This window comes from Hymenobacter terricola (assembly GCF_017921975.2).
In the GTDB taxonomy this organism is placed as follows: Bacteria; Bacteroidota; Bacteroidia; order Cytophagales; family Hymenobacteraceae; genus Hymenobacter; species Hymenobacter terricola.
The window spans coordinates 50,844-64,659 of sequence record NZ_JAGEMO020000008.1 but is presented as its reverse complement, the minus strand read 5'-3'; the positions used below and the strand labels follow the sequence as shown (position 1 = coordinate 64,659).

Sequence of the window (13,816 nt, the reverse complement as noted above, 5' to 3'; positions counted from 1 at the left end):
AGGTAAAAACGGTAAAGTGGCCCTGATTGCGGTCTGCAACAAGCTGCTCAAGCAAGCCTTCGCCATCATCAAATCCGGTGTGCCTTACCAAGCGGACTTTTGCTCAACACTTGTCCTCCCCCTCTAATTTTTAACACAGTTCATGTTAAGTGCCTTTGCCAGAACCAAATGAAAAAGAGTACATCACTTTATTACCCCCAAATTCATTGTTCATTTGATTAGCCAACGTGGTTTAACGGGCTGTGTTTTCCGTTTTCTGAGAGTGCCCCTAAAGGCTGGAAACGCCCTTCGCCATGTTCCTACTGCCAGCCCGGCCGGTACTCGCGCTTAACAAACTGGTTGGCCTCGTCGAAATTGGTCACCCGCAGCAGCTGCGGGTCCCAGAGCAGCTCGATGCCGCGACCGGGGTAGTCGAAGCCCGTGCCGGTGGTTTTGGGATGCCGGAGGTCGTAGCCGCGAATGGCGAGGTTGGCCATCAGCAGCGCTTCGGTGAGGGGGCCGGCCAACTCGAACGGCGAGCTGACGGCCTTGTTGCCGTAGCCGGCCAGACAAGCCTCCACCCACTGCGCGTAGTGGCCGTCGGCACCGTCGGGCACGCGGGCCAGCGTGGGCTTCACGTGGGCTTCCTGGTTGCGGGAGAGGGGCAGCAGGCGCGGGTTGGCCGAGTAGGTGCTGGCCATCATCTTGCCCTTTTTGCCCACGAACAGGATGCCGTTGCCGCCGTCGCCGAACAGCTCGTTGGGCCCCAGCTCGGCGGGGCGCTCGGGCTGAATGCCGCCGTCCATCCAGTGCATCGTTACGGGGGTTTTGGTCTTGCTGGTGCGGGGAAAAGTCAGCGTGACGTGGCTGGAAGGCGGGCAGCTCTCCGGGAAATAGCCGCGCTTGAACTCGTCGACATAAACGCTGCCCACGCTGGCCTGCACCGCCGTAGCGTAGCCCAGGTTCAGCACCCGGAACGGCGCTTCCATCAGGTGGCAGCCCATGTCGCCCAGGGCGCCGGTGCCGTATTCCCACCACCCGCGCCAGTTGAAGGGCACCAGCTTATCGACGTAGGGCCGCTGGGGCGCCGTGCCCAGCCACAGGTCCCAGGCCAGCTCGGAGGGCACGCCGGCGGCCGGCTGGGGCCAGGCAATGCCCTGGGGCCACACCGGCCGGTCGGTCCAGCAGTACACGGTGTGCACTTCGCCGATGAGGTGGGCATCGTACCATTCCTGAAGCTGCCGCACGCCGTCGCCGGAAGCGCCCTGGTTGCCCATCTGGGTCACCACTTTGTAGCGTTTGGCCGCTTCAGTGAGGGCGCGGGCTTCGTGGAGGTCGTGGGTGAGGGGCTTTTGCACGTACACGTGCTTGCCCAGCTGCATGGCCGCCAGGGTAATAACGGCGTGGTTATGGTCGGGCGTGGACACCGACACGGCGTCGAAGTTTTTGGATTCCTTATCGAGCAGCTGCCGCCAATCCTTGTAATACTTCGCCTGCGGAAAGGCCTGTACCGAGCGGGCGGCGCGGCGGTCGTCCACATCGCACAGGTAGCCGATGCGGACTTTGCCGGTTTTGGCGAAGGCGGCCAGGTCGCTTTCGCCCTTGCCGCCCACGCCCACGCCGGCCACCACCAGCTGGTCGCTGGGGGCGGTATAGCCCCGGCCGCCCAGCACGAAGCGCGGCACAATCATAAACACGGCCGCCGCGGCCGCGCCCTGCTTCAGAAACTCGCGCCGCGACGGCGTTTCGGGAAGGTTGCTCATGGATTGATTTCGGTTTCAGTGAGGAAAGAGGACCAAAGTGCCCGATGGAAGTGTTGCACGGGGTATTTACATGCGGCCCCGGCCATGAGTGAGCAGACACTCATGGCCGGCAATATTATATAAAATATTGGCCTCCTAATTATTGGCTGGGGTTAAATTATTTTATATTTGCTCGCACTGCTTGGTTTGAGTGGCCTACCGGCCTGATTTCGCGGATGACAACCTTCTATTGGTTCCTTTCTCAATTCCCACATCATTTGCTAGCATAAACATGGAAAAAAACACATATGACGCCATCGTCATTGGGTCAGGTATCTCGGGTGGATGGGCGGCGAAAGAGCTGACCGAGAAAGGCTTAAAAACCATTATGCTGGAGCGGGGGCGCAACGTGGAGCACATCAAGGACTATGTGAACGCCAACAAGGCCCCGTGGGAATTTGAGCACCGCGGCGGCAAAACCCAGCAAATGATTGCCGACTACCCGGTGCTCAAGCGCGACTACACCCTGAATGAAACCAACCTGAGCTACTGGGCCAGCGACAAAGACAGCCCCTACGTGGAAATCAAGCCCTTCGACTGGTTCCGGGGCTACCAGGTGGGCGGCCGCTCGCTGATGTGGGGCCGCCAGTCGTACCGCTGGAGCGACTTCGACTTTGAGGCCAACGCCAAGGACGGCATTGCCGTGGACTGGCCCGTGCGCTACAAGGAAATGGCCCCGTGGTACAGCTACGTAGAGAAATTTGCCGGCATCAGCGGTTCGAAAGAAGGGCTGCCGCAGCTGCCCGACGGCGAGTTTATGCCGCCCATGGAAATGAATGTGGTGGAAAAAGACGTGGCCGCCCGCATCAAGAAGCACTACGCGCACCGGCGCATGGTCATCGGCCGCACGGCCAACATCACGGTGGCGCACCACAACCGCGTGGCCTGCCAGTACCGCAACAAATGCTGGCTGGGCTGCCCGTTTGGCGCGTATTTCAGCACGCAGTCGGCCACGCTGCCGGCCGCCGTAGCTACGGGCAACCTCACGCTGCGGCCGTTTTCCATCGTTACCAAAATCCTCTACGACAAGGACACCAAACGGGCCAAGGGCGTGGAGGTGCTCGACGCCGAAACCAACCAGACCACCGAATATTTCGCCAAGGTCATCTTCCTCAACGCCTCCACGCTGAACTCGACCTGGATACTGATGAACTCGGCCACCGACGTGTGGCCCGGCGGCCTGGGCAGCAGCAGCGGCGAACTGGGCCACAACCTGATGGACCACCACTTCCGCGCCGGGGCGCACGGCGACGTGGAAGGCTTCGAGGACAAATACGTGTACGGCCGCCGCGCCAACGGCATTTACGTGCCGCGCTACCGCAACCTGTTCGGCGACAAGCGCGACTACATTCGCGGCTTTGGCTACCAGGGCAGCGCGGGCCGCGAGGGCTGGGCCCGCGAAATCCCGGAAATGAGCATCGGCGGCGACTTCAAAGATGCCCTGACCGAGCCGGGCAAATGGACCATGGGCCTGACGGGTTTCGGCGAAACCCTGCCTTACCACGACAACCAGATTACGCTCGACAAAACCAAGAAGGACAAGTGGGGCCTGCCCGTGCTGGCCATCGACGCCAGCATCCGCGACAACGAGCAGAAGATGCGCATCGACATGATGCAGGACGCCCAGGAAATGATGGAAAAAGCGGGCCTGAAGAACGTGAAGACCTACAACAACGGCTACAACCTGGGCGGCGGCATCCACGAAATGGGCACCGCCCGCATGGGCCGCGACCCCAAAACGTCGGTGCTCAACGGCCACAACCAGGTGTGGGACGCCCCCAACGTGTACGTGACCGACGGCGCCGCCATGACCTCGGCCGCCTGCCAGAACCCCTCGCTGACCTACATGGCCCTCACCGCCCGCGCGGTGGACCACGCCGTGAGCGAGCTCAAAAAGCAAAACCTCTAACCCGCCCCCGTCATGAACAGAAGAGACGCCCTGGCCCGCGTGGCCATCATCATGGGTGGCACCGTTATCGGCGCCGATTTTTTCCTGAGCAGCTGCTCTTCGCCTGGTAAAAAGGACGAGAAAGCTGCCGCCAATCCGCCCGTTGTCAAAAAGGAAAAGCCTTTCCTCAATGCCAATCAGGTCAGCTTTCTCGATGAAGTAGGCGAAACCATCCTGCCCGCTACCCAGACGCCGGGGGCCAAAGCGGCCCAGGTGGGCAGCTTCATGGCCGTGATGGTGCGCGACTGCTACGCGCCCGCCGACCAGAAAATCTTCCTCAACGGCCTGACCAGGCTCGACCAGGACTGCCAGAAGAAAAACGGCAAAAGCTTCCTGGCCTGCGACCCCGCCCAGCGCACCGCCTTCCTCACCGCCCTGGATGCCGAGCAAAAGGCCTTCACCCAAAACAAGCAAAAGGACGACCCCGCCCACTACTTTCGCATGATGAAGGAGCTCACGCTGCTGGGCTTCTTTACCTCCGAAGTGGGCGCGACCAAAGCGCTGCGCTACCTGCCCGTGCCCGGCCGCTACGACGGCAATGTGCCCTACAAAAAGGGCGATAAAGCCTGGGCGACTAGTTGATTCGTCGCGCTAGAACGTCATGCAGAGCGCAGCGAAGCATCGCGCGTGCCGCAGTAATCAAGGACGATTCAACGATTGGATTAGTGGTGGCCCGCGAGATGCTTCGGCTGCGCTCAGCATGACCGTTGTTTTTACTCCTGCTTAATTCCGCATTTCCCAACCCCTCCCGCCCATGACGCCCACTATTCGCTTTAAGCTGTCCCTGATGATGTTCCTGGAGTTCTTCATCTGGGGCGCCTGGTTCGTGACTTTGGGCACCTACCTGCTGCACAACCTGCACACGACCGGCACGCAGGTGGGCAGCGCTTTTCTCACGCAGTCGGTGGGGGCCATTGTGGCCCCGTTCATCATCGGGCTGATTGCGGACCGGTTTTTTTCGGCCCAGAAAATCCTGGGCGTGCTGCACCTGCTGGGTGCGGTGCTGCTGTGGCTGGCCTCGCGGGCGGGCGATTTTTCGGCCTTCTTCCCCTACGTGCTCACGTACATGATTGTGTACATGCCCACGCTGGCGCTGGTGAACTCCATCTCCTTTCGCCAAATGCAGAATCCACAGAAGGAATTTGCCTCGATTCGGGTGCTGGGCACGCTGGGTTGGATTATCGCCGGCTTCACCATTGGCTGGCTGAATTGGGAGCAAAGCGGCAACCTCGGCCTCACATTTCAGATGGCGGCCGGGGCGTCGGCGCTGCTGGGGGTGTTCAGCTTCACGCTGCCGCCCACGCCGCCCATCAAAAAAGCCGGTCCCAGCACCGTGGGCGAAATACTAGGCCTCGAAGCCATCGGGCTGCTGAAGAACCGCTCCTACCTGATTTTCTTCCTGGCATCGGTGGCCATCTGCGTGCCGCTGTCGTTCTACTACGGCTTCACCAACCCGTTTTTGAATGAGACGGGCATGAAATCAGCCGCCGGCATCCAAATCCTGGGGCAGGTTTCGGAGGTGCTGTTTATGCTGCTGATTCCGGTGTTTTTCGTGCGGCTGGGCGTGAAGAAGATGCTGGCCATCGGCATGCTGGCCTGGGTGGTGCGGTACGTTTTCTTCGCCTACGGCAACGGCGATTCAGCCTACTGGATGCTGATTGCGGGCATCGTGCTGCACGGCATCTGCTACGACTTCTTCTTCGTAACCGGCCAGATTTACACCGACAACCTCGCCGGCGAACAGTCGAAAAGCGCGGCCCAGGGCTTCATCACGCTGGCCACTTATGGCGTGGGCATGCTCATTGGCTCCCTGCTTTCGGGCCAGATTGTGGACGCTCACAAAACCACCGGCGACCTGCACGACTGGCACACCATCTGGCTGATTCCGGCCGGCATTGCCGCCGTGGTGCTGGCGGTGTTCGTGCTCCTGTTCAAAGACCAGAACGCGCCCGCACCGGCCGAGGAAATCAGCTACGCCGAGGCCAATGCCCGGCTGGAAGTATAGTAGCGAACGTCATGCAGAGCGCAGCGCAGCATCTCGCGTGCAGCAGTAATCAATGCTGTTAAAACGATTGAATTAGTTGATGCACGCGAGATGCTGCGCTGCGCTCTGCATGACGTTCTTTTTCCGATAAATACCTTATGAAACTACGATTGGGCATGATTGGCGGCGGGCAAGGCGCTTTTATCGGCGGCATCCACCGCATAGCCGCCGCCCTCGATAGCCTATATGAGCTCACGGCCGGCGCCTTCAGCAGCGACGCCGAAAAATCGCGGGCCACGGGCGTGCTCCTGAACCTGGCGCCCGACCGCGTGTACGCTTCCTACCAGGAATTAATTAACCAGGAAAAGCAGCGGCCCGAAGCCGAGCGGGTGCAGGTCGTGGCAATCGTCACGCCCAACCACCTGCACTTCGAACCGGCAAAATTGGCGCTGGAAAGCGGCTTTCACGTCATTCTCGACAAGCCGATGACCTTCTCGCTGGCCGAGGCCAAGCAGCTAAAGCAAATAGCCACCGCCAGCGGCCAAAAACTCTGCCTGACCCACACCTACACCGGCTACCCGATGGTGAAGGAGGCCCGCCAGCTCATTGCTGCGAACACCTTCGGCCCCATCCGCAAGGCCTACGTGGAGTATCCGCAGGGCTGGCTCAGTGCTTTTGAGGAAGGCACCGATAACAAGCAGGCGTCTTGGCGCACCGACCCCGCCCGCAGCGGCATCGCCGGGGCCATGGGCGACATCGGCACCCACGCCTTCAACCTGTTGGAGTACGTGACGGGCCTGCAAGTCGAGAAGCTGTGCGCCGACATCAACACCGTGGTGCCAGGCCGCCGGCTCGATGATGACGGGGCCGTGCTGCTCCGGCTGTCCAATGGAGCGAGCGGCGTGTTGGTGGCCACGCAGGTGGCGGCCGGCGAAGAAAATAACGTCCGCATCCGGGCCTACGGCGACAAGGGCGGCCTGGAGTGGCAGCAGGTCGATGCTAATACGCTGCAAGTGAAATGGCTGGACCGGCCCACCGAGATTTATCGGGCGGGCACGGGCTACGTGGGCTCCTTCGCGCGGCACAACAGCCGCACCCCGGCCGGCCACCCCGAGGGCTACCTCGAAGCCTTCGCCAATATCTACCGCAACTTCGCCCTGACTTTGCAGGCCGAAATGGCCGGCCAGACCGCCCCGCCCGAAGCCCTGGACTTTCCGGGTTTGGACGACGGCATCCGGGGCATGGCCTTCATTGAAAACGTCATTGCCTCGGGCCATTCCGATAAAAAATGGACCGAATTCACCGTCTGACCCGCCCATGACTACCCTCCAGGGACCCGCTATTTTTCTGGCTCAATTCATTGGCGACCAGGCCCCGTTCAACAGCCTGGCCGGCATTTGCGCCTGGGCCAAAAACCTGGGCTACAAAGGCGTGCAGCTGCCCACCAACGACCCGCGCTTCATCGACCTGCAAAAAGCCGCCGAAAGCCAGACCTACGCCGACGAAATCCAGGGCATCGTGAATGCGGCGGGTCTGGAAATCACCGAATTATCGACCCACCTGCAAGGGCAGCTGGTGGCCGTGAACCCAGTCTACGACCAGCTGTTTGACGGCTTTGCGCCGGAAGCCTATCGCAACAACCCGCAGGCCCGCCAGCAATGGGCGGTGCAGCAGCTGAAATATGCCGCCAAGGCTTCGCAAAACCTGGGTTTGAAGGCGCACGCCACCTTCAGCGGGGCGCTGCTGTGGCCCATGGTGTACCCCTGGCCGCAACGCCCGGCCGGGCTGGTCGAAGACGGGTTTGCGGAGCTGGGCCGCCGCTGGACGCCTATTCTGAACGCATTTGACGAGTGTGGCGTGGATTTGTGCTACGAAATCCACCCCGGCGAGGACCTGCACGACGGCGTCACCTACGAGATGTTTCTGGACCAGGTGCAGCAGCACCCGCGCGCCTGCCTGCTCTACGACCCCTCGCACTTCGTGCTGCAATGCCTTGATTACCTGGAGTACATTGACTTTTACCACGAGCGTATCCGGATGTTCCACGTCAAGGATGCCGAGTTCAATCCCACGGGGCGGCAGGGCGTGTACGGCGGCTACCAGAGCTGGCTGAACCGGGCCGGGCGCTTCCGCTCGCCGGGCGACGGGCAGGTAGATTTCAAAGGCATTTTCAGCAAGCTAGCCCAGTACGATTTTCCCGGCTGGGCGGTGCTGGAGTGGGAATGTGCCCTCAAAAACTCCGAAGACGGCGCCCGTGAAGGGGCCGCCTTCATCCGCGACCACATCATTCGGGTCACCGACAAAGCGTTTGATGACTTCGCCGCCACGGCCCCCAATCCTGCCCTTAATAACTCTTTACTCGGAATCTAACCGCCGCTTCCCATGAAAAAAACTGCCCTATTCCTCAGCCTTTGCGCCCTGCTGGCCGCCTGCAACTCCGGATACAAAAAAGATGGCCCCGATGAAGTGAGCCAGCAAGCGGCTTCGTCGGCGGAGCTGAAAAGCGACAGCACGACGGGCCAAAATGTGGCCGCCGTGGCCAACCAGCTGCAGGTCGACACCAGCACGTCGAAGATTGGTACCGAGCACAGCGGTGGCCTGCTGGCCAGCGGGGCCAAGCTGATGGCCGCGTCGGACTGTGCCAGCTGCCACAAGGAGAAGGAGAAGCTGGTGGGCCCGGCCTACGCCGATGTGGCCCAGAAATATCCTTCCAACGAAGCCAATATCAGTATGTTGGCTAATAAAATTATTCAGGGCGGCCAGGGCAGCTGGGGCGCCGTGCCCATGACGCCGCACCCCGGCGTAACGGAGGCCGACGCGCGGGAAATGGTGAAATATATTTTGACCCTGAAATAACCTAGCCCATCATGCCCTCGCCTCCCACCCGCCGTACGGCCCTCAAAAACATTCTGGCGGGTACAGCTGCGGCTGGGGCCGCGGGTGCCCTCGGCGCTTTTGCGCCCGCCGAAAACGCCCTTGACCCGCTCGCCTTGAAAAACAACATCAACCATTCGGTGTGCCGCTGGTGCTACAACGATTTGACGCTCGACCAACTGTGCGCGTCGGCCAAAAGCATTGGCATCAAGGGAATTGACCTGGTGGGGCCGAAAGACTGGCCGACGCTGAAGAAGTACGGCCTGGATTCGCCGATGTGCAACGGGGCCGAAATTAACCTCACCGACGGTTTCAACGACCCGCAGTTCCACGCCACGCTGCAAAAAAGCTATGCCGAAATGATTCCAAAGGTAGCTGCGGCGGGCTACAAGAACCTGATTTGCTTCAGCGGCAGCCGGCGCGGTAAGGACGACGCCACCGGCTGGACCAACTGCGTGCAGGGCCTGACGCCCCTGCTGGCGCTGGCCGCCAAGCACAACGTGGTGCTGGTGATGGAGTTGTTGAACAGCAAAATCGACCACAAAGACTACCAGTGCGACCACACCGCCTGGGGTGTGGCGCTGGCCAAAAAGCTGGGCTCGGAGCATTTTAAGCTGCTTTTTGACATCTACCACATGCAGATTGATGAGGGCGACGTCATCCGCAACCTCACGGATAACCACGCCTACATCGCGCACTACCACACCGGCGGCGTGCCCGGCCGCCACGAAATCGACGAAACGCAGGAACTGTACTACCCGGCCATTATGCGGGCCATCGTGGCCACCGGTTTTAAGGGCTACGTGGCGCAGGAATTCATTCCAAAGCAGCCCGATAAAATTGCCTCGCTGCGCAAAGCCGTGCAGCTGTGCGACGTGTAAACCATTCATTTACCATGGAAAACCCAAAGAACCAGCGCCGAAATTTTCTCAAGCAGGCCGGCTTGTTGTCGGCCCTTGCCGTGGTGCGGCCGGGAGAGCTTTTTGCGAGGCCGACGGACCTGAAAGTGGGCCTCCAGCTCTACACTTTGCGCGACTACATCGGCAAGGACGTGCCGGGCGTGCTGGCCAAGGTGGCACGCGCCGGCTACGGCGAGGTGGAAACCTACGGCTACAGCCCGCAAACCCACTTCTGGGGCCTCGCGCCTAAGGAATTCAAGGCAGTGCTGGCGGCCAATGGCCTCACCACTTCCAGCGGGCACTACGAGATGAACGGCTTCGTGCGGGACGGCAATGCGGATGCCCTAAAGGCCTATCTGGAAGCCGCCGCAATCTGTGGCCAGGCCTATATCGTGGTGCCGCATCTGGATGAGCAGCTGCGCAAAACGCCCGATGATTTCAAGGCCATTGCCGACAAGCTGAACAAGGCCGGCGCGCTCTGCAAAGCGGAGGGCCTGAAGCTGGCGTACCACAACCACGATTTCGAGTTTAAGGCCATCGGGGGCACTTCGCTGTACGACGTGCTGCTGCGCGAAACCACGCCGGCGCTGGTTGATTTTGAGCTGGATTTGTATTGGGTGGTGCGCGCCGGAAAGGACCCGTTGCAGCTCATTGCGGCCCATCCGGGGCGCTTCACCATGTGGCACGTTAAGGATATGGACAAGGCCCAGCCGGAGCATAACACCGAAATCGGGGCGGGCAGCATCAACTTCAAAACCATCTTCCAGCACGCGAAAACGGCGGGGCTTACTCATGTTTTTATGGAGCAGGAATACTTCGCCATCGACGCCTACCAGAGCATCACCCAAAGCGCGGCCTACATCAGAAACAAGCTGCTTTCGTAACCGAAAACTACCCACGGATTAACTTCCTCGTCCCATGAAAATTCGCCTGTTGCTCACCACCCTTCTGGCCGCCAGCCTGGGGGCCGCGCACGCCCAGCAAACCGCCAAGCCCGAGGATACGGAGGTGTACGAGCCCGTGCCCCCGGTGGTGATGCCCGGCAAAACCACCGCCGACGCGCCCTCCGATGCGCTGGTGCTGTTCGATGGCAAAAACCTCGACCAATGGGTGCTCACCAGCGACCACAAGGCCCCGGCCAACTGGACGGTGGCCGGCGGAATAATGACGGTTAAAAAAGACGTGGGCAACATTGAAACCAAGCGCAGCTTCGGCAGCTACCAGCTGCATCTGGAGTGGCGCATTCCGGCCAACATCAGCGGCACGGGGCAGGCCCGGGGCAACAGCGGCGTGTTTCTGGCCTCGACGGGCAGCGGCGACCTGGGCTACGAGCTGCAAATCGTGGACGCCTACCAGAACAAAACCTACGTGAACGGCATGGCCGGCAGCCTCTACAAGCAGGCCATCCCACTGGCCAACCCCGCCCGCAGGCCCGGCGAATGGCAGACCTACGACGTGGTGTGGACGGCGCCGGTGTTCGGCTCCGGCGGCGCGCTGGTGACACCGGCCTACGCCACCGTGTTTTTCAACGGCGTACTGGTGCAGAACCACACCGCCCTCACCGGCCCCACGCAGTACATCGGCAAGCCCTCGTACCAGGCCGCGCACGGCCCCTTGCCCATCAAGCTCCAGGCCCACGGCGACAAAAGCGAGCCGTTAAGCTACCGCAACATCTGGATTCGGGAACTGCCGGCGGCGGCAACTAAATAGGGCTTACTAATTATTGTGCTGAAGAACAGAAGAAGAACGTCATGCTTCGGTTGCGCTCAGCATGACGTTCTCTACCCTTGGCCTTGCCCTTCTGCCCTACACCAGGTTTTTCTTGATATAAGCCAGGCTTTTGCTGGCGCTGTCGAAGGGTGAGCCGGGCGTGATGTCCTGCTCCACGAAGAAATATTGCAGGCCGGCCTCAGCAGCGTGGGCGAAGATTTTCTTGAAGTCGATGCTGCCGTTGCCGACTTCGGTGAACGAATGCGGCACGGCCTTGTCCATGTCCTTGACGTGCCAGAGCGGGAAGCGGCCGGGGTTCTGCTTGAACAGCGCCAACGGGTCGTGGCCGGCTTTGGTGGCCCAGTAGAGGTCCAGCTCCATTTTCACCAGTTTTTTATCGGTAGCGAGCAGGATATCATAGGGCAGTTTGCCATCCTGGGGCGCGAATTCAAAATCATGGTTGTGGTAGCATAGCTGCAGGCCCGCCTTTTGGCAGCGCTCGCCGGCTTTGTTAAGCTGCTCGGCAATGTACTTGTAGTGGTCGAGGTTGCCGCGCTCGGGCTCCGAGAGGTAGGCGCAGACCATGTATTTCACGCCGGCCGCCGCGGCATCGTCCACGGCGCGGTCCCAGTCGTGGAGGATGGTGCCCATGGTGGGGGCGCCGTTGGTGGTTTCTTCGCCCAGCCGGTAGTGGCTGCTGGGCATTATCAGGCCGTTTTGCTTGAGCAGGGCAGCGAAGGCCAGGGGCGTCATGCCGTAGAATTTCTGGCTGCCGGTGTAGGTGGCGCCTTCCACCGAGTTGTAGCCCATTTTGGCCAGCTGCGCCAGCGTGCCGGCGGGGTCCTTGGCCATGGCATCGCGCACGGTGTAGAGCTGGAGGCCGATGTACTTTTTGTTGTAGGCCTTGGCGCGGGCCAGCAGCGTCGGCGATACCAGTAGACCGGCCGAAAGCAGGGCGGCCGAGGCGAGGAAATCTCTACGAGTAGTCATGGGGGCAGCGGGAGTTGGGTGGGAAATTTGGATGGAACGCCGGAGCGCCGCGCGAAAAGATAAAGCAAGATAGCGACCCCGTGCGTTTCGGGTCATTTATTGGGCTAAACAGGCAAAAACCAGCCCCTTGCAAGGAGCTTGCCACGCGTGGCGCAACCAACTTCAATGAGTAGATTTGACCCGGAAAACCCGCCAGATTTTTGCCTCGCCTGATGAGAAAAAATTTCCCGCTGCTAACGGCCGCCACGCTGCTCTTGAGCGCCGCCTCGTTTCGGACTGCTCCGCCCAAAGGCTGGGAGCCCCTGCTCGACCAAAGCCTAAGCAAGTGGCAGACCTTTGAGAGCCACCGGCATGTGCCCGGCGACAAAGGCCAGCCGCCCACCGATGCCCAGGGCCAGCCCCTGCCGCCCATCGGCTACGGTAAGAACGAGGGGAATGTGTTTTCGGTCACCATGCAGGGCGGCGAGCCGGTGCTGCGCATTAGCGGGGAGATTTACGGCTGCGTGTTTACGAAGCAGGATTTCACGAATTACGACCTGAAGCTGAAGGTGAAATGGGGCCAGAAAAAGTGGCTGCCGCGCCTGGATGAGCCGCGCGACAGCGGCATTCTCTACAATAGCCAGGGCGAGTGCGGCGTCGACTATTGGCACAGCTGGATGCTGAGCCAGGAGTTTCAAGTATCGGAATACCAGAAGGGTAACTCCATGGGCGACTATTGGTGCATCGCCAATTCCGCCGCCGACATCACCGCCCGCCGCACCCAGGACACTCTCCGCTTCGACCCCGCCGCACCCACGGTAAAGCTGGGCGGCGGCACCGCCTACTTCTGCTACGCCGCCAGCCCCGAGCGCCCCAACAGCGAATGGACGGAGCTGGAATTAATCAACGTGAACGGCCAAAGCCTGCACCTCGTGAACGGCCAGGTAGTAATGGCCGTGAACAACTCCAGCTACGTAAAAGATGGCCAGCGCCAGCCCCTCACGCACGGCAAAATCCAGCTGCAAAGCGAAGCCGCCGAGGTGTTTTACAAGGGCATCGTCATCAAGCCGCTGGCGGCTATGCCGGCGCAGTATGCCAGGTATTTTGCGGGGAAGTAATCGGGCTTAAAAAGGGTCGTCGTTCACTTCCAGCCAGAAATTATCCGGGTCCTGCAAGTAGACTTGCTTGATGCCATCGGGCCGCAGGGTGGTTTGTTTTTCCTCGCCTTTCCAGGTGCCGTAATGCACGTTGGCTTTGTCGAGGTGAGCCATGAAAGCGGGCAGGTTTTTGACACTGAAAGCCAGGTGCGAGTTGATGTCGTGCGGCTCCACTTTGGCGGCCCCCTGGATGATGTGCAGCTGGCTGTGCGGCCCCGTCCGGAACCAGATGTGACGGCCATCCTTGAACGGCTCGGGAATTTCGGGCAGGTTCATCACGTCGCGGTAAAAGGCTTCGCTTTTTTTCAAATCGAAGACGTAGAGCGCCGTGTGGTTGACGGCCACGGGTACCTGCTGGGCAGCGGCCGGGGGCCCCGCCAGCAGCAACGCGGCCAGCGCCACCGTGCTTAGAAAAAGGAGGGGCCGGTGGGCGGGGATGTTGCGCATGGCGGCGGGTTTGAAAGGGTGGGAGCAGGCCAGCAATTTACTGAAAA

General features: G+C 60.8%; 13 protein-coding genes. 10 read left to right on the top strand and 3 right to left on the bottom strand.

The features are described from left to right. Positions 1-299: 299 nt before the first annotated feature. Positions 300-1,742 carry a Gfo/Idh/MocA family protein gene (locus J4G38_RS08725; protein ID WP_210513566.1) on the bottom strand — a complete coding sequence of 481 codons (1,443 nt, stop codon included), beginning with the start codon at positions 1,740-1,742 and terminating at the stop codon, positions 300-302. 271 nt (positions 1,743-2,013) lie between these two features. Here J4G38_RS08725 and J4G38_RS08720 point away from each other — a divergent pair, with 271 nt between their 5' ends. From J4G38_RS08720 to J4G38_RS08680, 9 genes are all read left to right on the top strand, one after another. Continuing rightward, positions 2,014-3,690: a GMC oxidoreductase gene (locus J4G38_RS08720; RefSeq protein ID WP_210513567.1), complete on the top strand. Its 1,677-nt coding sequence runs from the start codon at positions 2,014-2,016 to the stop codon at positions 3,688-3,690. A 12-nt stretch (positions 3,691-3,702) separates the two neighbouring features. Continuing rightward, positions 3,703-4,311 carry a gluconate 2-dehydrogenase subunit 3 family protein gene (locus J4G38_RS08715; RefSeq protein ID WP_210513568.1) on the top strand — a complete coding sequence of 203 codons (609 nt, stop codon included), beginning with the start codon at positions 3,703-3,705 and terminating at the stop codon, positions 4,309-4,311. Positions 4,312-4,483: 172 nt separating this feature from the next. Further along, positions 4,484-5,734, top strand: a complete 1,251-nt coding sequence (locus J4G38_RS08710) for a nucleoside permease (protein ID WP_210513569.1) — start codon at positions 4,484-4,486, stop codon at positions 5,732-5,734. Positions 5,735-5,871: 137 nt separating this feature from the next. Next, entirely contained in the window at positions 5,872-7,023 is a 1,152-nt protein-coding gene (locus J4G38_RS08705; RefSeq protein ID WP_210513570.1) for a Gfo/Idh/MocA family protein, read from the top strand. A gap of 7 nt (positions 7,024-7,030) precedes the next feature. After that, on the top strand, positions 7,031-8,083 hold the full coding sequence (locus J4G38_RS08700) for a sugar phosphate isomerase/epimerase family protein (protein WP_210513571.1): 1,053 nt from the start codon (positions 7,031-7,033) through the stop codon (positions 8,081-8,083). Positions 8,084-8,095: 12 nt separating this feature from the next. Further along, positions 8,096-8,569: a c-type cytochrome gene (locus J4G38_RS08695; protein WP_210513572.1), complete on the top strand. Its 474-nt coding sequence runs from the start codon at positions 8,096-8,098 to the stop codon at positions 8,567-8,569. An 11-nt stretch (positions 8,570-8,580) separates the two neighbouring features. Further along, positions 8,581-9,468 (top strand): hydroxypyruvate isomerase family protein, encoded by an 888-nt coding sequence (locus tag J4G38_RS08690; RefSeq protein ID WP_210513573.1) that lies wholly within the window; start codon positions 8,581-8,583, stop codon positions 9,466-9,468. Positions 9,469-9,482: 14 nt separating this feature from the next. After that, positions 9,483-10,370: a sugar phosphate isomerase/epimerase family protein gene (locus tag J4G38_RS08685; protein WP_210513574.1), complete on the top strand. Its 888-nt coding sequence runs from the start codon at positions 9,483-9,485 to the stop codon at positions 10,368-10,370. A 34-nt stretch (positions 10,371-10,404) separates the two neighbouring features. After that, positions 10,405-11,196 (top strand): 3-keto-disaccharide hydrolase, encoded by a 792-nt coding sequence (locus J4G38_RS08680; protein ID WP_210513575.1) that lies wholly within the window; start codon positions 10,405-10,407, stop codon positions 11,194-11,196. A 96-nt stretch (positions 11,197-11,292) separates the two neighbouring features. On the opposite strand, the gene J4G38_RS08675 is transcribed toward J4G38_RS08680, so the two are convergent. After that, positions 11,293-12,186, bottom strand: a complete 894-nt coding sequence (locus J4G38_RS08675) for a sugar phosphate isomerase/epimerase family protein (protein WP_210513576.1) — start codon at positions 12,184-12,186, stop codon at positions 11,293-11,295. Between the two features lie 212 nt (positions 12,187-12,398). Between J4G38_RS08675 and J4G38_RS08670 the strand changes: the two genes are divergently transcribed. Further along, positions 12,399-13,283 carry a 3-keto-disaccharide hydrolase gene (locus J4G38_RS08670; RefSeq protein ID WP_210513577.1) on the top strand — a complete coding sequence of 295 codons (885 nt, stop codon included), beginning with the start codon at positions 12,399-12,401 and terminating at the stop codon, positions 13,281-13,283. A 6-nt stretch (positions 13,284-13,289) separates the two neighbouring features. Here J4G38_RS08670 and J4G38_RS08665 read toward each other — a convergent pair whose 3' ends face one another. Beyond that, positions 13,290-13,769, bottom strand: a complete 480-nt coding sequence (locus tag J4G38_RS08665; RefSeq protein WP_210513578.1) for a VOC family protein — start codon at positions 13,767-13,769, stop codon at positions 13,290-13,292. Positions 13,770-13,816 lie beyond the last annotated feature (47 nt).